Origin of the sequence: Pseudomonas arsenicoxydans (assembly GCF_006438915.1) — a bacterium.
In the GTDB taxonomy this organism is placed as follows: Bacteria; Pseudomonadota; Gammaproteobacteria; order Pseudomonadales; family Pseudomonadaceae; genus Aquipseudomonas; species Aquipseudomonas arsenicoxydans_A.
The window spans coordinates 1-21,146 of record NZ_RCZE01000015.1 but is presented as its reverse complement, the minus strand read 5'-3'; the positions used below and the strand labels follow the sequence as shown (position 1 = coordinate 21,146).

Sequence of the window (21,146 nt, the reverse complement as noted above, 5' to 3'; positions counted from 1 at the left end):
GGGCGATGCCAGGCTTCTTGCCGTCTATTCTTGTGCCTGCCCGCCGTTATCCAGCCTCAACGGAGAGCTCCCCCATGACCGATACCCCAGATCGCGACGAACGCCATTTGGCGCGCATGCAGCGCAAAAAAGCCGTGATCGACGAACGCATTGCCAATTCCCCGAACGAGTGCGGCTTGTTGCTGGTGCTGACCGGCAACGGCAAAGGCAAAAGCAGTTCGGCGTTCGGCATGCTCGCCCGTTCCATGGGCCACGGCATGCAGTGCGGTGTGGTGCAATTCATCAAGGGCCGCAACAGCACCGGCGAAGAACTGTTCTTCCGTCGCTTCCCGGAGCAAGTGCGTTTCCATGTCATGGGCGAGGGCTTCACCTGGGAAACCCAGGACCGCCAGCGTGACATTGCCGCCGCTGAAGCCGCCTGGGCGGTGTCCCGCGAATTGCTCAACGATCCGTCCATAGGGCTGGTGGTGCTGGATGAGCTGAACATCGCGCTCAAACACGGTTATCTCGACCTCGATCAGGTGCTCAGCGATTTGCAGGCACGTCCGCCGATGCAGCACGTGGTAGTGACCGGTCGCGGCGCCAAGCCAGAGATGATCGAACTCGCCGACACCGTCACCGAAATGGGCGTGATCAAGCACGCGTTCCAGGCCGGGATCAAAGCGCAAAAAGGCGTCGAGCTGTGAATCAACCTCGTCATTGCCCGGCGGTACTGATTGCCGCGCCGGCCTCCGGTCAGGGCAAGACCACCGTCACCGCCGCGCTGGCCCGTTTGCACCGCAATCAGGGGCGCAAGGTGCGCGTGTTCAAATGCGGCCCGGACTTTCTCGACCCGATGATTCTCGAGCGCGCCAGCGGTGCGCCGGTGTATCAACTGGACATGTGGATGGTCGGCGAACAGGAAAGTCGTCGACTGTTGTGGGAAGCCGCCGCTGAAGCCGACTTGATCCTCATCGAAGGCGTCATGGGCTTGTTCGACGGCACGCCATCCAGCGCCGATCTGGCGCGGCACTTTGGTGTGCCGGTGCTCGCGGTAATTGACGGCACCGCCATGGCTCAGACCTTTGGTGCATTGGCGTTGGGCCTGGCGAAGTATCAGCCGGACTTGCCGTTTGCCGGCGTGTTGGCCAACCGCGTTGGCACGCTGCGTCATGCGCAATTGCTCGAAGGCAGCCTGACCGAAGGCTTGCGCTGGTACGGCGCTTTGTCGCGGGAAACCGGGATCGAATTACCGAGCCGTCATTTGGGGCTGGTTCAGGCCAGCGAGTTGAACGATCTGGATCTGCGCCTTGATGCGGCGGCCGATGCATTGGCCAGCAGTTGCGAGGTCGCGCTGCCTCCCGCGGTCGAATTCGCCGCCCCGGATGTGATCCCTGCCGAGCCCTTGCTCGCTGGTGTACGAATAGCCGTGGCGCGTGATGAGGCGTTCGCGTTCACCTACGGCGCTAGCCTGGATTTGCTGCGAGCCATGGGCGCCGAGTTGCGGTTTTTCTCGCCGATTCGTGACAGCCAATTACCCGAGGCAGACAGCCTGTATCTGCCGGGCGGTTATCCGGAACTGCACCATGTTGCGCTGTCGCAGAACACCACGATGCTCGACGCGATCCGTGCGCATCATGCGGCCGGTAAACCGTTGTTGGCCGAGTGTGGCGGCATGTTGTATCTGCTCGATTCGCTGACGGATGTCGACGGCACTCGCGCCGAACTGGTGGGCTTGTTGAAGGGCGATGCGGTGATGCAAAAGCGTCTGGCCGCGTTGGCGTTGCAAGCGGTCGAACTGCCGGAAGGTTCGTTGCGCGGGCACACGTATCACCATTCGTTGACCAGCACCGAGCTTGAGCCGATTGCGCGTGGCCTGAGCCCGAACGGCGGGCGGGGGGCGGAGGCGGTTTATCGTGAGGGGCGGATGACGGCTTCATATGTGCACTTTTATTTTCCGTCCAATCCATCGGCGGTTGCCGCGCTGTTTGCGCCTGACCATCAGGACGCCTTCGCGAGCAAGTCGAATCGTCGCACCGCCGCTCCCACATTTGATCACGCTTCTTCCGGTAAACCACTTTCTAATGTGGGAGCGGGCTTGCTCGCGAAGAGGCCATGACCGACAACGCATTCTCCGAAGCCGAACGCGAAGCGGTCTACCGAGCCATCGCTGAACGCCGCGACATGCGCCACTTCAGCGGCGGCACCGTCGAGCCCGAGCTGTTGCGTCGCCTGCTCGAAGCCGCACACCAGGCACCCAGCGTCGGCCTGATGCAGCCCTGGCGATTCATCCGCATCAGCGACCGGGCCCTGCGCGGCAAGATCCAGTCGTTGGTGGAAGAGGAGCGCATGCGCACCGCCGAAGCGCTCGGCGAGCGCACCGACGAATTCATGAAGCTCAAGGTCGAAGGCATCAGCGACTGCGCCGAGGTGCTGGTCGCCGCGCTGATGGATGATCGCGAGCGCCACATCTTCGGCCGTCGCACCTTGCCGGAAATGGACATGGCCTCGTTGTCCTGCGCGATCCAGAACCTGTGGCTGGCCTCCCGCGCCGAAGGTCTGGGCATGGGCTGGGTGTCGCTGTTCGAGCCACAAGCGCTGGCGGACCTGCTGGGTTTGCCAGCCGGAGCCAAGCCGTTGGCGGTTCTTTGCCTGGGGCCGGTCAAGGAATTCTATCCGGCGCCGATGCTGGTACTCGAAGGCTGGGCGCAAGCGCGTCCGCTTAGCGAATTGCTGTATGAAAATTATTGGGGAGTGAGTCAATGAGTGTGGCGTTATTGAGTGTCGCCGCGGTAGCGCTGGACGCGCTGCTGGGTGAACCCAAACGCTGGCATCCGCTGGTGGCGTTCGGTCGTTTTGCCGAGCGCATCGAGCAACGATTTAATGGGGGCGGTCGCGGCTGGCGCAGTCATGGGGTCACCGCGTGGGTGATGGCGGTCGTGCCGCTGACGTTACTCGCCACGGCGTTGTCCTGGGCGCCTTATGTCGGTTGGATCGTCGAGATTCTCGCTTTGTATTGCGCCCTCGGCATGCGCAGCCTGGGTGAACACGTCGAGCCGGTGGCCAAGGCGCTGCGCAGTGATGATCTGGAAGAAGCCCGCACACGGGTCGGCTATCTGGTCAGCCGCCAGACCAGCGAACTGGATAAGACCGAAGTCGCCCGCGCGGCCACCGAGTCGGTGCTGGAGAACGGCAGCGATGCGGTGTTCGCCGCGCTGTTCTGGTTTGCCGTGGCCGGTGCGCCCGGCGTGGTGCTCTATCGATTGAGCAACACGCTGGATGCCATGTGGGGTTATCGCAATGAACGCTTCGAACGCTTCGGCTGGGCCGCGGCGAAGATCGACGACGTCCTCAACTACATTCCTGCACGACTGGTGGCGTTGACCTACGCGCTGCTGGGAAAAACCCGACTGGCGTTGAAATGCTGGCGGACCCAAGGCCCGACCTGGGACAGCCCGAATGCCGGCCCGGTGATGGCGGCGGGTGCCGGCGCATTGGGCGTGGAGTTGGGCGGGGCGGCGATTTATCACGGTGAACTGCATCAGCGTCCGCAACTGGGCGAAGGTGTGCCAGCGGACGCCGACTCCATTGATCGCGGCTGGCAATTGGTTCAGCGCGGGGTATGGTTATGGTTGCTGATTCTCTGCGTGGGGGCTGAATTCTATGCTTGAGCATGGTGGCCGGTTGCGCAAGGCGGCGCTCGAATACGGCATTGCAGAAGGGGATTGGCTTGACCTGTCCAGCGGCTTGGCGCCCTGGCCATTTCCGGTCCCGGACATTCCGCTGCGCGCCTGGTCGCGCCTGCCGGAAACCGATGACGGCCTGGAACAGGCGGCCTGCGATTATTACAGCGCAGCGCAGGTGCTGCCGGTGGCCGGTTCGCAGATGGCCATCCAGTTGCTGCCGCGTTTACGGCGTGCCGGCAAGGTCGGCGTGCTGTCGCCGTGTTATGCCGAGCACGCCGAAGCCTGGCGTCGCTGCGGTTACATCGTGCGCGAAGTGCTGGAGCAGGAAGTCGACTTCTTTATCGACAGCCTCGACGTGCTGGTGGTGGTCAACCCGAACAACCCGACCGGCCTGAGCCTGGCCCCGAGCCGCCTGCTCGACTGGCACACTCGTCTGGCCTCGCGCGGTGGCTGGCTGGTGGTAGACGAGGCGTTCATGGACAACACGCCGCAGTTGAGTGTGGCGCCGTTTACCCATCTGGTCGGCTTGATCGTGTTGCGTTCGTTCGGCAAATTTTTTGGTCTGGCCGGTGTACGGCTGGGCTTTGTGCTGGCGGAACGCAAGCTGCTCAAACTGCTCGCCGAGCAAGTCGGGCCGTGGGCGGTCAGTGGGCCGACCCGAGTGATTGGCCGGGCTTGTCTGCTGGACACCGAAGGTCACGCCCGCCAACGCCAGCGCAGTGAAGAAGCCAGTGAACGTCTGGCGCGACTGCTGGAGCAGTTCGGGTTCAAGGCGCAGGGCGGATGCGCCTTGTTTCAGTGGCTGATCACCGATCAAGCCGAGCAGTTGCATGAGTTCATGGCCCGTCAGGGCATTTTGCTGCGTTTGTTCCCACACAACAGCAGCCTGCGTTTTGGACTGCCCGCTGACGAAGCGGACTGGACTCGCCTGACGCAAGCCTTTGAAGCCTACGCCAAGGAAGCACAATGACCACATTAATGGTGCAGGGCACCACGTCCGATGCCGGCAAAAGCACGCTGGTGACGGCGCTGTGTCGCTGGGTGGTGCGCCAGGGCGTAAGCGTCGTGCCGTTCAAGCCGCAGAATATGGCGCTCAACAGCGCGGTGACGGCGGACGGTGGCGAGATCGGTCGTGCGCAAGCCGTGCAAGCCCAAGCCGCCAACCTCGAGCCGCACACTGACATGAACCCGGTGCTGCTCAAACCCAGCAGCGACACCGGCGCCCAAGTGATCATCCACGGTCGGGCGGTCACGACGATGAACGCCGTCGCCTATCACGACTACAAAGCCATCGCCATGCAAGCGGTGCTGGCCTCCCACGAACGCCTGAGTGCGGCGTATCCGGTGGTGATGGTCGAAGGCGCAGGCTCGCCGGCCGAGATCAATCTGCGGGCCGGCGATATCGCCAACATGGGCTTTGCCGAAGCGGTGGATTGCCCGGTGGTGTTGATCGCCGACATCAATCGCGGCGGGGTATTCGCGCATCTGGTGGGCACGCTGGAGTTGCTGTCGCCGACCGAACAGGCGCGGGTCAAGGGCTTCATCATCAATCGTTTTCGTGGCGACATCGCCTTGCTGCAGCCCGGTCTCGACTGGCTTGAAGAACGCACCGGCAAACCGGTGATCGGTGTCCTGCCGTACGTGATGGACCTGCATCTGGAGGCTGAGGATGGCATCGATCAGCGCCAGACCGACAAGGCCGACCAGGTACTGAAAGTCGTGGTGCCGGTGCTGCCGCGCATCAGCAACCACACTGATTTCGATCCGCTGCGATTGCATCCACAAGTCGATCTGCAATTCATCGGCCCCGGGCAGGCGATTCCGCCGGCTGACCTGATCATCTTGCCCGGCTCGAAAAGCGTGCGCAGCGACCTCGCGTATTTGCGGGCCAATGGCTGGGATTCGGCGATCAGTCGTCATCTGCGCTATGGCGGCAAAGTCTTAGGGATTTGCGGCGGTTTGCAAATGCTCGGCGAGCACGTACACGACCCGTTGGGCCTGGAAGGGGCACCGGGTTCCAGCGCTGGTCTGGGGTTGCTGGCGTTTGAAACGCAGCTCGAAGAAGAGAAGCAATTGCGCAATGTGCGCGGTCGTCTGGCGTTGGAAGAGGCGGCTGTCAGCGGCTATGAAATTCATGCCGGCGTGACTACCGGGCCTGCGCTGGAAAACGCCGCCGTGCAGCTGGACGATGGTCGCTGCGATGGCGCGCAAAGTGTGGATGGGCAGATTTTCGGCACGTACCTGCATGGTCTGTTTGAATCGCCGGCGGCATGCAGTGCGTTGCTGCGCTGGGCGGGGTTGCGGAATGTGCAGGAGGTCGATTACCACGCGTTGCGCGAGCGCGATATCGAACGGTTGGCGGATCTGGTGGATAAGCATCTGGATACCCGATTGCTGCGTAAACTCTGCGGGATTTAGGGTGGTTTTGCTGGCCTCTTCGCGAGCAAGCCCGCTCCCACATTTGATCGGCGTTGAACACAAAATCCATGTTCACTGGAGATTTAATGTGGGAGCGGGCTTGCTCGCGAAGGCGGCAGGCGCCTCACCGATGATTTTAAGGAATAACCCATGCTCCAACTCATCCTCGGCGGCGCCCGCTCCGGTAAAAGTCGACTGGCCGAAAAACTCGCCACCGACAGCCAGCTCGCCGTGACCTACATCGCCACCAGCCAACCGCTGGACGGCGAAATGAACGACCGCGTCGCCCATCACCGCGCCCGCCGTCCCGCCGAATGGGCATTGATCGAAGAACCGGTCGAACTCGCCCGCGTCCTGCGTGAAACCGCCAGCGCCAATCGTTGCCTGCTGGTGGATTGCCTGACGCTGTGGATGACCAATCTGCTGATGCTCGACGACGCCGAACGCCTCAATGCTGAGCGTGAAGCCCTGCTGGACTGCCTGGCCGCGTTGCCGGGTGAAATCATTTTTGTCAGCAACGAGACCGGAATGGGTGTCGTGCCGCTGGGCGAATTGACTCGCCGCTATGTCGATGAAGCCGGTTGGCTCCATCAAGCCCTGGCCGAGCGCTGCCAACGTGTCGTCCTGACCGTCGCCGGCCTGCCCCTGACTTTGAAAGGAACTGCGTTATGACTCAATCCTGGTGGCTGAACCCATGCAAACCGATCGATGCCCAAGCCGTCGAACAGGCGCAGGCGCGTCAACAGCAACTGACCAAACCGGCCGGCTCCCTCGGTCGACTGGAGTCGGTGGCGGTGCAATTGGCCGGGTTGCAGGGGCAGGTCAAGCCGAGCCTCGATCAGCTGTGGATCGCGATTTTTGCCGGTGACCATGGTGTCGTGGCTGAAGGCGTGTCGGCGTTTCCTCAGGAAGTCACCGGGCAGATGCTGCACAACTTCGTCACCGGCGGTGCGGCGATCAGCGTGTTGGCGCGGCAGCTGGGCGCGTCCCTGGAAGTGGTGGATCTGGGCACGGTGACCCCGACTTTGAATCTGCCCGGTGTTCGCCACTTGAACGTTGGCCCCGGCACGGCGAATTTCGTCAAAGGCCCGGCCATGACGCCGGCCCAGGGCGAGTTGGCCTTACAGGCCGGTCGTGACAGCGTGCAGCGCGCCATCGCAGCCGGGGCGCAGTTGTTTATCGGCGGCGAAATGGGCATCGGCAACACCACCGCCGCCAGTGCGTTGGCCTGTGCCTTGCTCGATTGCCCGGTGGTGCATCTGGCCGGGCCGGGCACCGGTCTGGATGTGGCGGGTGTCAGCCACAAGGTTCAGGTCATCGAGCGCGCGTTGGCGCTGCACGGTGCACAGCGCGGGGACGCGTTACAGACATTGTTCAATCTGGGCGGTTTTGAAATTGCCGCGCTGGTGGGTGCCTATCTGGCGTGCGCGCAGGAAGGCGTGGCGGTGCTGGTCGACGGCTTCATTTGCAGCGTCGCGGCACTGGTGGCAGTGCGCTTGAATCCCGAGTGCCGCGCGTGGCTGCTGTTCGGCCATCGCGGTGCCGAGCCGGGTCATCGTCATGTGCTGGAAACCCTGAACGCCGAACCGTTGCTGGATCTTGGTTTGCGACTGGGCGAGGGCAGCGGTGCCGCGTTGGCTGTGCCGTTGTTGCGCCTGGCCTGCGACCTTCACGGGCGGATGGCGACCTTCGCCGAAGCGGCGGTTGCGGACCGCCCGGCATGACGTTGCGTCTGGACCTGCTGCGCCATGGCGAGACCGAGCTCGGTGGCGGGTTGCGTGGCAGTCTCGATGATGCGCTGACCGCAAAAGGCTGGGCGCAGATGCGCGCAGCGGTGATCGAGCAGGGGCCGTGGGATCGATTGGTCAGTTCGCCGTTGCAGCGTTGTGCGCGCTTCGCTGAAGAGCTTGGTGGGCAACTGGGTTTGTTGGTGCAGTTAGACAAAGACCTGCAAGAGCTGCACTTCGGTGCCTGGGAAGGGCAGAGCGCAGCGGCATTGATGGAAACCGATGCCGAGGCGTTGGGGTTGTTCTGGGCTGATCCTTATTCGTTTACGCCGCCGGACGGCGAGCGGGTGGCTGACTTTTCCGTTCGAGTACTGGCGGCCATTGAGCGCTTGTCCCTGGCCTACGCTGGCGAGCGGGTCCTGTTGATCAGCCATGGTGGGGTCATGCGTTTATTGCTGGCTCAAGCGCGGGGGTTGCCGCGTGAGCAATTGCTCAATGTCGAAGTGGCTCATGGCGCATTGTTTTCGTTGCGCGTCGAACCCGGCGTCATTCTCAAGGAAGCGATTTGACCATGCTGCCATTCTGGATCGCCCTGCAATTTCTGAGCAGTCTGCCGATTCGTCTGCCCGGGATGCCGACGCCTCAGGAGCTGGGCCGGTCGCTGCTGTTTTATCCGCTGGTGGGGCTGCTGTTCGGCGCGATTCTGTGGGCACTGAACTGGCTGTTACTGGGCACGCCGTTGTTGCTGCATGCGGCGTTGTTGCTGACGGCTTGGGTCTTGCTCAGCGGCGCGTTGCACCTGGACGGTCTGGCCGATAGCGCCGACGCGTGGCTGGGTGGTTTTGGTGATCGGGAACGCACGCTGATTATCATGAAAGACCCGCGCAGTGGGCCGATTGCGGTGGTGACGCTGGTGTTGGTGTTGTTGCTGAAGTTCGCGGCGTTATTGGCGTTGATCGAGCAGCAGCACGGTATTGTACTGATCATCGTTCCGCTGATTGGCCGCAGCGCGATGCTGGGCTTGTTTCTGACCACGCCGTATGTGCGTGCGGGCGGATTGGGCCAGGCGCTGGCGGATCATCTGCCACGATTGGCGGGTCAGCAGGTGTTGGCGGTCAGTGCGGTAGCGTGTGTGCTGATTGCGGGGCTTAGCGGTGTTTGGGCGCTGGTGCTGGCGGCAGTGGTTTTTGCGTGGCTGCGGCAGTTGATGGTGCGTCGATTGGGCGGGACGACGGGGGACACGGCCGGGGCGATGCTGGAGTTGCTGGAGATGGCAGTGCTGGTAGGAATGGCGTTGATCTGATGGTTTTTGTGCAGGATGTGCTGGCCTCTTCGCGAGCAAGCCCGCTCCCACATTTAACAGAGTTCCTCCAGAGAGAATGCGGTCGAATGTGGGAGCGGGCTTGCTCGCGAAGACGGCCTGCCAGACACTCCAAATCTTGAGATTAAAACCATCTGTAACTTGATTTAACACAACCGCGGGTATATACACGCACCATGCTCGACTCCCAATGTTTATGCATCAACCTGCGTCGTGCCGCCCGTGGCGTCAGCAGGCATTACGACGGCGCTCTCGACGGCTTCGGGATCAACGTTGCCCAGTATTCTTTGCTGTGCAATTTGCAGCGTCTGGATCAACCGAGTATTTCCACCCTCGCTGAAGCCATGGGCCTGGACCGCAGCACTCTCGGGCGCAATTTGCGTGTGCTGGAGGGCGAGGGGCTGGTGATGCTGGTCGAGGGCGAGGACATGCGCAATCGCATTGTTCGCCTGACCGAGGCCGGTGCCGAACGGCTGGCAGCGGCCTTGCCGGCTTGGGAAGCGGCTCAACAACGGTTGATCGACCGACTGGGCGCCGAGAAACGCGAAACCTTGCTGCGACTGCTGGACGAACTGGCCTGACGCCGGTTTTTCCGATTTTAAGCGGGTATATACCCGCTACCGGAGAATAAGAAATGACATCGATGTGGCGTACATGCGGTTGGGTGTTGGTGGGGAGTGCGCTGATCCTCGCGTTGTCGTTGGGCGTGCGCCACGGCTTCGGGCTGTTTCTGGCGCCGATGAGTGCCGAGTTCGGCTGGGGACGTGAGACCTTTGCGTTTGCCATCGCCTTGCAGAATCTGATCTGGGGCCTGGCGCAGCCCTTCACCGGCGCGCTGGCCGACCGCTTCGGGGCGGCGAAAGTGGTGCTGGTCGGTGGCGTATTTTATGCGCTGGGCCTGGTGTTCATGGGGATGTCCGATTCCGCTATGACCCTGTCCCTGAGCGCCGGCCTGTTGATCGGCATCGGCCTGTCCGGCACTTCGTTCTCGGTGATCCTCGGTGTGGTGGGGCGTGCGGTGCCGCCGGAGAAGCGCAGCATGGGCATGGGCATCGCCAGTGCGGCCGGCTCGTTCGGACAGTTCGCGATGTTGCCCGGCACGTTGGGCTTGATCGGCTGGCTCGGCTGGTCCGCCGCGTTGCTGGTGCTGGGTCTGTTGGTGGCATTGATCGTGCCGTTGGTGAGCATGCTCAAGGACAAGCCGCTGCCGACTCTCGGCCATGAACAAACCCTCTCCGAGGCGCTGCGCGAAGCCTGCTCCCATTCGGGGTTCTGGCTGTTGGCGTTCGGCTTTTTCGTGTGTGGTTTCCAGGTGGTGTTCATCGGCGTGCATCTGCCGGCCTATCTGGTGGATCAACACCTTCCAGCCACGGTCGGCACCACAGTGCTGGCACTGATCGGGTTGTTCAACATCTTCGGAACGTACACCGCCGGATGGCTAGGCGGGCGCCTGTCCAAACCGCGCTTGCTCACCGTCTTGTACCTGTTGCGGGCGGTGGTGATCACGCTGTTCCTGTGGGCACCGGTCACGACGACCACGGCGTACCTGTTCGGCATGGCCATGGGGTTCTTGTGGCTCTCTACCGTACCGCTGACCAACGGCACCGTGGCGACCTTGTTCGGTGTGCGCAACCTGTCCATGCTTGGCGGGATTGTGTTCCTGTTTCACCAGCTCGGTTCGTTTCTTGGCGGCTGGTTGGGCGGGGTGGTGTATGACCGGACCGGGAGCTATGACTTGATCTGGCAAGTGGCAATTCTCTTGAGTCTGCTGGCCGCGGCCCTCAACTGGCCGGTGCGTGAGCAGCCGGTGGCGCGCCTGCAAACGCAGATGAGTGCGATATGAACAGTCTTTGGCCGCGAATCGCTGTAGCGGCTGTCTGCGCCTTGCTGCTGGCATTGTCATGGTGGGGCTGGCATCAGGGCGGTCTGGCGCTGATGCAGTTGGGCATGGGTGCTTGCTAGCGGGCGGCGAGGGCGAGTAACTTCGTTTTTGACGACTTATCAAGGATGCACCGACATACTGATGCGCTGGATTGCAGTCCCCGCGTTGCTGATGGCAATGACCGGGCTGGCTCGGGCCGAGTGCCCTGAACTGCTACAAGGTTCGTTGCAAAAATTGCGGGCCAAAGAATCGATCGACCTGTGCCAACGGTTTGAAGGTAAGCCGCTGGTGGTGGTCAATACCGCCAGTCACTGCGGTTTCGCCCCGCAGTTCAAGAGCCTTGAGGCGCTCAATCAGCGTTTCAAGGGAGAGGGGCTGGAGGTGATTGGCGTTCCTTCCAACGATTTCAAGCAAGAGTCCAAGGATACCGCTGAGACCGCCAAGGTTTGTTACGTGAATTACGGCGTGACGTTCACCATGACCGAACCGCGGAGCGTGCGAGGCGACGACGCGACACACCTGTTCAAGATCCTGGCCGCGCAGAGCAGCGCGCCGAAGTGGAATTTCTACAAATACGTGGTCGATCGCAAAGGCCAGGTAATCGCCAATTTCTCCAGCCTGACCAAACCCGATGATCCCGAGTTCATTGCCGCGGTGCAGCAAGCGCTGGCTTCCCAACCCTGATCAGCGCCCCGCTAAAAAGCCCCGCCTCTGTACAAGAGAGCGGGGCTTTTTTGATTCAACTGGCGAGCGGTTCAACCTCGCCTTGGATCATCAGAAGCGGTAGGTCGCGCCGACACCGAAACCGTTCGCCCAGTTTTCATACTTGGCGTTGTAAGTCTGGCCACGGTCGTTGGTGTTGTTGATCTTGACCGATTCTTCGCGCAGGTACGAATACGCCACGTCGATGGTCAGGTCGTCGGTTGGGCTCCAGCCAGCGCCCAGGCTGAAAATCTTGCGATCGCCAGTCGGGATGCGTGGGGAACGGTCGGTGTTGTTGGTCGGCGCCTGGTCAACGGACAGACCGGTACGCAGGACCCATTCCTTGTTCAGCTGGTAAGACGCGCCGATGGCGTGAGCCCAGGTGTCGTGCCAGTTCTGTTCTTCGGTAATGGTGCCGAATTGGCCGTTCAGCACGGCCGGAACACCTTTGTTTTCGACGGTGATTTCTTTCAGGCGGCTCCAGCGAGTCCAGGTGCTGCCTGCGTAAAGAGTCCACTTGTCGTCGAGCTGGTGAGTGACCGAGAAGTCCACCGATTCAGGCGTGGTCAGGTCCAGCGAAGCGTCATACTTCTGGTTCGGGTTCTGGCCGATCAGGCCCAGCACGTTGTAGTTGACCTTGGTGTCACCGTCGAGCTTGTATTTCACTTTCGAGTGGTAGGTCAGGCCGACGCGGGTGCTGTCGGTGGCTTGAACCAGCACGCCGATGTTGTAGCCCAGCGCGGTGTCGTCACCCTTGATCTTGACCTTGCCATCTGGCGCAGCCTGGGTGATCGACAGGTTCGATTCCAGGGTGCCGTCGATGCGGTTGATGGTTGGGCCGAAACCGATGGACACCTTGTCGTTGAAGGCGTAGCTGACAGTCGGTTGCAGGGTAACGATCTTAACTTCGCTCTTGCTGCCAAAGTAACGACCGGCAAAGCCGTTTTCGTAGTCGGTCACCAGGCCGAACGGTGCGTATACACCAATACCGAATGCCCAGTGGTCGTCGATTGGCTTGACGTAGTAACCCATCGGCACGCCCATGAAAGGGACCATGTCACCTTTGTTGGTACCGCCATTCGGACGGGAGCTGGCGTCACTGATGTCAGTGTGCGCGTCGATGAATGCAACACCGCCGGTCACTTGTTCGCGCTTGATGCGAGACATGCCGGCAGGGTTGCCAACAATGGTGGATGCGTCGTCGGCAGAAGAAGATCGCCCGGCAAAACCTGTTCCCATCCCGCTGATGCTTTGTTCGTTCAGGGCAAAGCCACTTGCAAAGAGCTGGGTGGATGCCAGGGTAACGGCGAGGCTAAGGGTGGTTTTGAGCATTACTTTTTTCATTATTAGAACTCCTGGTGATCACCGGGGCGAAAATTACCAACATTTTCGTCCCAGCGCTATAGGCTGTATGGCTTGAGTTAGAGCGGTTTTGTAGGACAATCAGACCAGATTCGCGGCCGGATGCACGATTTTGTAAAACCGGGGGGTCAGCAGGCGACCTGATTCAGCGGTGAAACACAGGTTTGCCAGGCGTAAGTGAAGTCGCGCAGGCGTCCCTGAGGCTGAAAGGTCTGACGCCAGATTCGGGCCATGCCCAACAAATCATCGGCGGCGGGGAGGGGAGTGTTCTGTTCTTCGACCAGCAGCCAGGCAATGGCGGTGGCGTAACGCAGGTTAACGGTCAATTCCAGGTGCGGCCCGCTGAGAAAGGCATGTTGGCTGGCCAGGCCACGAACGAGGCTTGCCCGTTCCGGGTCCAGTGCCAGATAGTGATCCCAGAGTGCCTGGTGGCGGGGTTCGGCGATTCGGTACAGGCCGTGTCCACGGCGGTCATGCAGGGCGGAACCAAGGGCTGACTGACTGGCGGCGATGCCCAGCAGCAAGGATTCGGCAGTTGCGCTATGGCGTCCGAGGTAGATCAAGGTCGGACGAATCACATAACGGCACAGTTCGCTGGCAGCGATACCCATAAAGCCCTCGAAACATGAAGTGGGCGGCGATACCTGAAGGAGGCCTTGGCAGCGGTGGTTCGAATCAGGCTCGCCGGAAGCGGATCAAGCCGCTTGAGTTGAAGTGTAGTGTCAAAATCGCGCTGTAAAGGACTGTTTTTAAAATATTTCCAGCTTCGAGTTATAACCGTTATATCGGTTAGTGCTTAGTGAGATACCGCAAAAAGGGAAATATCGGGCAATAAAAAGCCCCGCTTTTTTGAGCGGGGCTTTGGTTTTTCAGTCTTTCTGGCGTCTCAGGCAATCAATGCCTGGCGGGTACGCTCGATCACGGCCTGCAGCGGCTCTGCGCTGGAGTATTGATCGGGGTACAGGCGTTCGCTGTGACGAGCGATGCCGTGTTCGTTGACCAGAGTGAAACTGAAGCAGCCTTTGCGAGCAGCCATGATCAGGCAGTTCATTGGAGCAAAAGCGTTGGTTAGGGTGCGAATGGCATCCTGAGTGTGGATTTGAGTAGACATAGTGTTGGTGTTCCTACAAGCGACACGGATAAGAGCCGTGCAAAATTAAAACGTTCCAGTGACGACAACCACCATTGGTCGAACGAAGAACCCGACTGGAACAAAGCAGCCAGTTTGAAGCGCTGATAATTGGCGCGCTTGGGCTGGCAGGTAGGTACTTAGGAGGGCAGGCAACACATCAAGGGCAAAGGTTCGGGGCCCGGGGTGAAGATCCTGATCAATTTGCAGGCTGGTTCGGTCAGAGTAAGTGAGCTTCGCAACACCCTTCGCTTGGTTCGAAGGCTGTGTTGGCGCAAGGTTTACCTGGAAACCATCGAGGTGGTCGATCCTGTTTTGTCGGTGGAGGCTTCTCTTGAGGGAAGGCTGACCGCGAGGATTTGTTCGACCAGAATTGACTTTCAGCTTGGTACTAACGCCGCGGATACTAACGGATTGAATTTGAGAATGGAAGTATGTTGGCAAAAAAGATTGAAGAACCTTGGTCGCTCCTCCTGAAATGGCTCATATTCCGACCGGTGGTGGCTGTCACTCATCGGTTCGCGATCTGGCTGGATCAAGGGTTTTGCCGATTTATCCCCAGAGGCCGTGCCAAAACGCGCCGAAAAAGTGCATCCATATAACCGCCGTCAAGGTACTTGTGCACAAAAGTTGCGCAGACTGTAACCCCACTGTCATCCAGGCCTCACCTACAGTGGGTGCCTGTATTGAAAATTTAAGTCAATGAAAAACATCGCTTTTTTTTACTGGTGAAAAAATCGTCAGTTTGACTGCGAGCCCCATTCCACAGGGCTTTGCGCGAGTTCAAGGGCGGTTGTCCACTGAGTTATCCACAGCTTCTGTGGATTGTCCCGAGCGCTTGCTCTAGCACGGGCGTGCCGGGTTTTTTTAGGCTTTACCTGTAAGAAAAAAAGAGTAGAGTTGCGCGCCTTCCGATCTGTCCCACAGTGCTTTATGAAGTTTCGCTCAGTATCAATCTCTGCTACCTCCACACCTTCACGTGTTACCCCACCTAAGCGTTTTTCGATGCGTGTAGCCGAATGGCTGCTGGACAGTCCGCGTCTTGGGGATAACCCCACCATCAAGCACTTCGCCGGGCGATTGCTCAAACAGCCTGCCCGTGAAGGCGTGGTGGCTGCGCAAAGTCGCCTTGGGCAACTGATGTGCCGTGAATGCGGGAATGCCCGTGATCGCCGCATTGGTCAGGACCTGCTGCGTCAGGCCGCCCGGGCAGGGGACTCGCGCGCCCAGCAGGAACTGGGTCTGATCGAAGACTGAGCTGTCCAAGTCAGGTGGCCTTGGTTAACCTTCAAGCTTTATCTCATCGGCAGGAATCTCTATGGCTATGGACTTGACCAGCCTATTACTCGGTCTGGCGGGCGCGGGCCTGCCATTGCTGGTACTGGCCTGGCAAATTCAGCGCCGTGCGAGTGGCTCGCAAGCCGAGGCCGCTCTGCTGGAAGAACGTCTGGCCATGGCCCAACTGGCGCAGGACGGCCTGAATGCCCAACTCGACGCCTGTCGCGATGAAATCGGTGACCTGAGCCAAGCCAATGCCGCCAAGCAAGCGGACCTTGCTGCCACGCGCCGTGAAGTCGAACTGCTGCAAATCGAGCGCGATGACGCCCGCGATGCGTCTCACGCCTGGAACATCGAGCGCGCCGGTAAAGAGGCTGAGCTGCGTCGCCTGGACACGCTGGCGGCGTCGCTCAACGCCGAGCTGCGCGAGCAACAGGAAAGCCATCAGCAACGCCTCAGTGACCTGCAAGGTTCGAGAGACGAGCTGCGAGCGCAGTTCGCCGAGCTGGCGGGCAAGATTTTCGATGAGCGTGAGCAGCGCTTCGCCGAAACCAGTCAACAGCGGTTGGGCCAACTGCTCGATCCGTTGAAAGAACGCATTCAGTCCTTCGAAAAACGCGTCGAGGAAAGTTATCAAGCCGAAGCCCGTGAGCGTTTCTCGCTGGCCAAGGAACTGGAACGCCTGCAACAGCTGAACCTGCGCCTGAGCGACGAAGCCACCAACCTCACGCGCGCTTTGAAAGGGCAAAAAACCCAAGGCAACTGGGGCGAACTGATTCTCGAGCGAGTGCTTGAACACGCGGGCCTGGAGAAGGGCCGCGAGTACCAGACCCAGGTCACTCTCAAAGGCCCGGACGGCGAGCGCTTCCAACCGGATGTGATTATTTACCTGCCGGGCGACAAGCAGGTGGTGGTCGACTCCAAGGTCAGCCTGACGGCCTATCAGCAGTACGTAGCGGCCGAAGACGATGCGATCGGCCAGATCGCCATCAAACAGCACGTACTGTCGCTGCGTAATCACGTCAAAGGTCTGTCCGGCAAGGATTACAAACGGCTCGACGGCTTGCACAGCCTGGATTTCGTCTTGCTTTTCGTACCGATCGAAGCGGCGTTTTCCGCGGCTTTGCAGGCAGAGCCGACGCTGTTCCAGGAAGCTTTCGACCGCAACATCGTGATCGTCAGCCCCACCACTTTGTTGGCGACTCTGCGGGTCATCGACAGCCTGTGGAAGCAGGAGCGCCAGAGCCAGAACGCCCGGGAAATCGCCGAGCGTGCCGGGTGGCTGTACGACAAGTTTGTGTTGTTCATCCAGGACCTGGACGAAGTCGGCAATCGCTTGCAGCAACTGGATAAAGCCTACAGCTCTGCGCGCAACAAGCTGACAGAAGGCCGCGGGAATCTGGTCAGTCGCAGCGAACAGCTGAAGTTGCTCGGGGCGCGCGCCAGCAAGAGCTTGCCGGCGGACTTGCTTGAGCGGGCGATGACCGATGTGGATGGCTTGGCCGAGTTGCCGGAGTAAGTTTCCACTGAACTTGTGGCGAGGGGGCTTGCCCCCGTTGGGTTGCGAAGCGGCCCCATGTCCTGGCCACTGCGCATTCCGGGTGTACCGCGAAACCTGAATTACGACTGCTGCGCAGCCGAGCGGGAGCAAGCTCCCTCGCCACAGGTTTTGTATTGGCAGAAAGGCCGCGCTACAACGGCAAATGCCGACTCAACAACGCCCTAAGCGCCGCCGGTTTCACCGGTTTAGCCAAATAATCCAGCCCCGCCGCATGCACCTGTGCCACCGTCTCGGGCCGGCCATCGGCGCTGATTACCACCCCCGGCACCGGTTCCCCCAGTTGAGTGCGCAACCACGCCATCAGCTCGGTCCCGGTTTCGCCATGGTCCAGATGGTAATCCACCAGCGCCAGTTGCGGACGAACCCCGGCATTGAGCAGGGCGGCACATTCCTTTCTGTTACGTGCCGTCCAGACCTGACAACCCCAGCGTGTCAGCAGGCTGTTCATGCCGATCAGAATGCTGTCTTCATTGTCGATGCACAGCACCTGCGCGCCGCTCAACACATGGCCGTTGAGTTCGGCGGTCTTGGTCGGCGCCACGGTTTGTGCCAGCGCCAGCGGCACACTGACGCTGAACACACTGCCGCGTCCCGGCCAGGAGCGAACTTGTAGCGTGTGTCCCAAGACATTACACAACCCATCGGCAATCGCCAGGCCTAATCCCAGGCCTTTCTCGGCGCGAGTCTGGTGACTGTCCAGACGTTTGAATTCTTCGAAAATCACCTGCAGTTTGTCTTGCTCGATGCCCGGCCCGCGGTCCCAGACCTCCAGACACAGTTCTCCTTTGCGCCGGCGAACGCCCAGCAGCACCGGCCCTTTGGCATAGCGGAACGCATTGGTCAGGAAGTTTTGCAGGATCCGTCGCAGCAGCTTGATGTCGCTGTCGACCCGCAACGTGCTGCTGCGAACCCGAAAGGTCAGTCCTTGCTCCTGAGCCTGCGCCTTGAATTCGGCGTCGAGGGGGGCGAACAGTTCATTGAGCGCGAACGGTTTGATGTCCGGGTTGATCTTGCCGTTTTCCAGGCGGGAAATGTCCAGCAGGTCGCTGATCAAGTCCTCTGCCGAACGCAACGAACTGTCCAGGTGTTGGACCAGTTTTTGCGCCTCGCCCGACAGGCCATCGTCCTGGTGAGACAGCGCGGCGGAGAACAGGCGCGCAGCGTTCAGCGGTTGCATCAAGTCATGGCTTACGGCGGCCAGGAAGCGGGTTTTCGACTGGTTGGCGGATTCGGCAGTGCCCTTGGCTTCCGTCAACGCCACGTTGAGTTGCGACAACTCGTGGGTGCGCTCGGCCACCCGCTGCTCCAGGCCTTCGTTGGCTTCGGTCAGCGCTTGTTCGGCTTCGCGGAACGCAGTGATGTCGGTGAAACTCATGACGAAACCACCACCGGGCATCGGATTGCCGATCAGCTCGATCACCCGCCCGTTGGGGAACAGTCGTTCCGAGGTATGGGCGCGACCCTGGCGCATCCAGTGCAGGCGGCGTGCGACATGCACTTCGGCTTCCCCGGGACCGCACAAGCCGCGTTCGGCGTTGTGGCGAATGATGTCCGCAATCGGTCGTCCGACGCTGATCAGGCCGTCCGGGTAGTTGAACAGCTCCAGATAACGCCGGTTCCAGGCCACCAGTTTCAGCGACTGGTCGACCACGCTGATGCCCTGGGTAATGTTTTCGATCGCGCCTTGCAGCAGGGCGCGGTTGAACTGCAGCACTTCCGATGCTTCGTCGGCGATCCGCACGACATCTTCCAGCTGCATTTCCCGACCTTCGATGGCCGCTTTTACCACCGCCCGAGTCGAAGACGCGCCGAGTACACCCGCCAGCAAGCGTTCGGTGTGGGCGATCCATTCACCGTCGGCGTTTTGATTCGGGTTGAAGCCTTTGCCCTGGCGGTAGGCGAAACGGATGAAACTCTGACGCGCCCGTTCTTCACCGACGAAACGGGCGGCCAGTTGCAGCAAATCATCGATCTGCACGGCGAGCATCGAACGGGCGTTGGGGCGTGCGCTGATTTCCTGGCCGATAAAACGACCGGCCTGCCAGTGCTCCGACACCCGCGTGCGGGACAACACCGAGACCCAGGCAAACAAGGTGAAATTACCGGCCAGCGACAGCACCACGCCTTGGGTCAGCGGGGTGATCGGCAGGTTCATCGGGTTGCTGTGCAACCACGCAAGGCCCGGGAAGCTCTCCAATGGCCAGCCGAGGCTACGGGCCGCAATCGGCAAGATCAGCGTGTAGAACCACAAGAATGTTCCGGCGGCGAGGCCGGCGAATACGCCGCGACGGTTGGCCTGCTTCCAGTACAGCGCGCCGAGCATGGCTGGGGCCAGTTGCGTCACGGCGGCAAAGGCGATCTGGCCGATGGTTGCCAGGCTGGCGGTCGAGCCCAGCAGGCGATAGCTGACATAGGCGAGGAGCAAAATCACCACGATGCTCACGCGGCGCACCGAGAGCATCCACTGGCGAAACACTTCGAACGGCCGCTCGGCATTGTTGCGGCGTAACAACCAGGGCAGCAGCATGTCGTTGGACACCATGGTTGACAGCGCGACGCTGGCGACAATCACCATGCCGGTCGCCGCCGAGGCACCGCCGATAAACGCCAGCAAGGCGAGGGCAGGGTGAGCCTGGGCGAGCGGCAGGCTGATGACGAACGAGTCCGGCAGCACCGAGCTGGGCAGCATCATCTGACCGGCGAGGGCGATCGGTACGACAAACAACGCGGCCAAGGCCAGGTAGGCCGGAAACACCCATTTGGCCAGACGCAAATCCTGAGGATCAATGTTCTCCACCACCGTCACGTGGAACTGCCGGGGCAGGCAAATGATCGCCATCATCGCTACGCCGGTCTGCACCACCATCGAGGGCCAGTTGACGGTTTCCTTCCAGTATTCTTCTAGGCGCGGGGCGAGCATGGCCTGGTTGAACAGATCGTCGAAACCGTCGTACAGGCCGAACGTCACAAACGCGCCGACGGCGAGAAACGCGAACAGTTTGACCAAAGCCTCAAACGCAATGGCCAGCACCATGCCACGGTGGTGTTCCGTGGCATCGAGGTTGCGGGTACCGAAGACAATGGTGAACAGCGCCAGCACCAGCGACACAATCAACGCCGTGTCCTGGGCGCGAACCCCCATGGCGTCGGCGCCCGCGCCAATCAGCAGGTTCACCCCGAGCACGATGCCCTTGAGCTGCAAGGCGATGTAGGGCAGCACGCCGACCAGACAGATCAGTGCCACTACAATCGCCAGTGACTGGGATTTACCGTAGCGGGCGGCGATGAAGTCGGCGATGGAGGTGATGTTTTCCTGCTTGCTGATCATCACCATTTTTTGCAGGACCCACGGCGCGCCCACCAGCAGCAGGATCGGCCCAAGGTAGATCGGCAGGAACGACCAGAGCTGTTCCGCCGCCTGGCCCACAGCGCCAAAGAATGTCCAGCTGGTGCAATAGACTGCCAGTGACAGGCTGTACACCCACGCGCGCATGCGCGGAGGCAGCGGCGTACTGCGACGGTCACCGTAGAAGGCGATGGCGAACATGATGGCCATATAGGCCAGGGCGACGGCGGCGATCAGCCCGCTGGACAGCGACATGGGAACTCCAGACGAAAGACACCCGGGACTCCCGCCCGGTGAGACAGTCTCGCACGCCCGCCCCGGTTAGTCAGTGTCGACCAAGGTCGTGGCGTGGCGGGGTGTCGCAGGCGGTGTGTCAGTGTGATGATCGGTGCTTTTTCGGGCCCCTTCGCGAGCAAGCCCGCTCCCACATTTAACCGAGTAAGTTCAGACAACTCGTTCAAATGTGGGAGCAACTGTCTTGATGACTTTATTTTTAAGGCTTATCGGAAGACAGCTGAACTCCCACGGCTCCAGGCCATGCAAATTCCTTACAAAACACGCAGCCTGTTTAGGCTGCCTGTTCTCGCCACTCAGTTTTCTCTCGAATCATGGCATTCAGCCGTATCAACAACACTCGCATGCAGGCGATCAGCGCTACTTTGGCGCATTTACCTTTCTGGCGTAATGCTTGATACCGAGCCTTGAACTCAGGCTGTCGCCGGATCACCACCCAACAGGCCATGTACATCGCGCGA

21 protein-coding genes and 1 pseudogene are annotated in these 21,146 nt (G+C 60.7%); 17 read left to right on the top strand and 5 right to left on the bottom strand.

Annotated elements, in window-relative coordinates:
• Positions 1-74: 74 nt before the first annotated feature.
• The 14 genes from cobO (at position 75) to EAH78_RS26565 (ending at position 11,697) form a co-directional block, all read left to right on the top strand.
• Positions 75-686, top strand: coding sequence for a cob(I)yrinic acid a,c-diamide adenosyltransferase (gene cobO, locus EAH78_RS26625; RefSeq protein WP_140670593.1), 612 nt, complete (start codon positions 75-77; stop codon positions 684-686).
• Positions 683-2,098: a cobyrinate a,c-diamide synthase gene (locus tag EAH78_RS26620; RefSeq protein ID WP_140670591.1), complete on the top strand. Its 1,416-nt coding sequence runs from the start codon at positions 683-685 to the stop codon at positions 2,096-2,098. Before cobO ends, EAH78_RS26620 begins: the two co-directional genes overlap by 4 nt.
• The gene (gene bluB, locus EAH78_RS26615; protein WP_140670589.1) at positions 2,095-2,745 is read left to right on the top strand and encodes a 5,6-dimethylbenzimidazole synthase; all 651 of its coding nucleotides are present in this window, start codon (positions 2,095-2,097) and stop codon (positions 2,743-2,745) included. The genes EAH78_RS26620 and bluB overlap by 4 nt, the downstream gene beginning before the upstream one ends.
• Entirely contained in the window at positions 2,742-3,650 is a 909-nt protein-coding gene (gene cbiB, locus EAH78_RS26610) for an adenosylcobinamide-phosphate synthase CbiB (RefSeq protein ID WP_140670586.1), read from the top strand. Before bluB ends, cbiB begins: the two co-directional genes overlap by 4 nt.
• Positions 3,643-4,635, top strand: a complete 993-nt coding sequence (gene cobD / locus EAH78_RS26605) for a threonine-phosphate decarboxylase CobD (protein WP_140670584.1) — start codon at positions 3,643-3,645, stop codon at positions 4,633-4,635. Before cbiB ends, cobD begins: the two co-directional genes overlap by 8 nt.
• Positions 4,632-6,083: a cobyric acid synthase gene (locus EAH78_RS26600; RefSeq protein ID WP_140670582.1), complete on the top strand. Its 1,452-nt coding sequence runs from the start codon at positions 4,632-4,634 to the stop codon at positions 6,081-6,083. Before cobD ends, EAH78_RS26600 begins: the two co-directional genes overlap by 4 nt.
• Positions 6,084-6,233: 150 nt before the next feature.
• Positions 6,234-6,755, top strand: a complete 522-nt coding sequence (gene cobU, locus EAH78_RS26595; protein WP_140670579.1) for a bifunctional adenosylcobinamide kinase/adenosylcobinamide-phosphate guanylyltransferase — start codon at positions 6,234-6,236, stop codon at positions 6,753-6,755.
• Entirely contained in the window at positions 6,752-7,807 is a 1,056-nt protein-coding gene (gene cobT / locus EAH78_RS26590; protein ID WP_140670577.1) for a nicotinate-nucleotide--dimethylbenzimidazole phosphoribosyltransferase, read from the top strand. Before cobU ends, cobT begins: the two co-directional genes overlap by 4 nt.
• Positions 7,804-8,379 carry an alpha-ribazole phosphatase family protein gene (gene cobC, locus EAH78_RS26585; protein ID WP_140670575.1) on the top strand — a complete coding sequence of 192 codons (576 nt, stop codon included), beginning with the start codon at positions 7,804-7,806 and terminating at the stop codon, positions 8,377-8,379. Before cobT ends, cobC begins: the two co-directional genes overlap by 4 nt.
• Positions 8,380-8,381: 2 nt before the next feature.
• Entirely contained in the window at positions 8,382-9,113 is a 732-nt protein-coding gene (locus tag EAH78_RS26580) for an adenosylcobinamide-GDP ribazoletransferase (protein WP_140670573.1), read from the top strand.
• A 194-nt stretch (positions 9,114-9,307) separates the two neighbouring features.
• Entirely contained in the window at positions 9,308-9,712 is a 405-nt protein-coding gene (locus tag EAH78_RS26575) for a MarR family winged helix-turn-helix transcriptional regulator (protein ID WP_140670571.1), read from the top strand.
• A 53-nt stretch (positions 9,713-9,765) separates the two neighbouring features.
• Positions 9,766-10,974, top strand: a complete 1,209-nt coding sequence (locus tag EAH78_RS26570; RefSeq protein WP_140670569.1) for an MFS transporter — start codon at positions 9,766-9,768, stop codon at positions 10,972-10,974.
• Positions 10,971-11,093, top strand: coding sequence for a hypothetical protein (locus tag EAH78_RS33080; protein WP_007977581.1), 123 nt, complete (start codon positions 10,971-10,973; stop codon positions 11,091-11,093). The genes EAH78_RS26570 and EAH78_RS33080 overlap by 4 nt, the downstream gene beginning before the upstream one ends.
• A gap of 55 nt (positions 11,094-11,148) precedes the next feature.
• On the top strand, positions 11,149-11,697 hold the full coding sequence (locus EAH78_RS26565) for a glutathione peroxidase (RefSeq protein ID WP_140670829.1): 549 nt from the start codon (positions 11,149-11,151) through the stop codon (positions 11,695-11,697).
• Positions 11,698-11,787: 90 nt separating this feature from the next.
• Here the strand turns inward: EAH78_RS26565 and EAH78_RS26560 are convergent, their stop codons facing one another.
• The 3 genes from EAH78_RS26560 to EAH78_RS26550 all read right to left on the bottom strand — a co-directional run bounded on the left by EAH78_RS26560 (position 11,788) and on the right by EAH78_RS26550 (position 14,188).
• The gene (locus EAH78_RS26560) at positions 11,788-13,059 is read right to left on the bottom strand and encodes an OmpP1/FadL family transporter (protein ID WP_140670567.1); all 1,272 of its coding nucleotides are present in this window, start codon (positions 13,057-13,059) and stop codon (positions 11,788-11,790) included.
• Positions 13,060-13,205: 146 nt separating this feature from the next.
• A complete protein-coding gene (locus EAH78_RS26555; RefSeq protein ID WP_140670565.1) occupies positions 13,206-13,688 on the bottom strand; it encodes a hypothetical protein in 483 nt (160 codons plus the stop codon).
• Between the two features lie 275 nt (positions 13,689-13,963).
• Positions 13,964-14,188, bottom strand: coding sequence for a hypothetical protein (locus EAH78_RS26550; RefSeq protein ID WP_019407963.1), 225 nt, complete (start codon positions 14,186-14,188; stop codon positions 13,964-13,966).
• Positions 14,189-14,392: 204 nt separating this feature from the next.
• Between EAH78_RS26550 and EAH78_RS32200 the strand changes: the two genes are divergently transcribed.
• The 3 genes from EAH78_RS32200 (at position 14,393) to rmuC (ending at position 17,003) form a co-directional block, all read left to right on the top strand.
• Entirely contained in the window at positions 14,393-14,683 is a 291-nt protein-coding gene (locus EAH78_RS32200) for a hypothetical protein (protein ID WP_161599709.1), read from the top strand.
• Positions 14,684-15,139: 456 nt separating this feature from the next.
• Positions 15,140-15,463, top strand: coding sequence for a sel1 repeat family protein (locus EAH78_RS26540; RefSeq protein WP_140670563.1), 324 nt, complete (start codon positions 15,140-15,142; stop codon positions 15,461-15,463).
• A gap of 175 nt (positions 15,464-15,638) precedes the next feature.
• Positions 15,639-17,003: a DNA recombination protein RmuC gene (gene rmuC / locus EAH78_RS26535; protein ID WP_170219178.1), complete on the top strand. Its 1,365-nt coding sequence runs from the start codon at positions 15,639-15,641 to the stop codon at positions 17,001-17,003.
• A 172-nt stretch (positions 17,004-17,175) separates the two neighbouring features.
• Here the strand turns inward: rmuC and EAH78_RS26530 are convergent, their stop codons facing one another.
• Positions 17,176-20,646: a hybrid sensor histidine kinase/response regulator gene (locus tag EAH78_RS26530; protein ID WP_140670561.1), complete on the bottom strand. Its 3,471-nt coding sequence runs from the start codon at positions 20,644-20,646 to the stop codon at positions 17,176-17,178.
• Positions 20,647-20,959: 313 nt separating this feature from the next.
• Positions 20,960-21,146: pseudogene (locus EAH78_RS32480) on the bottom strand (IS110 family transposase); the annotation flags it as partial.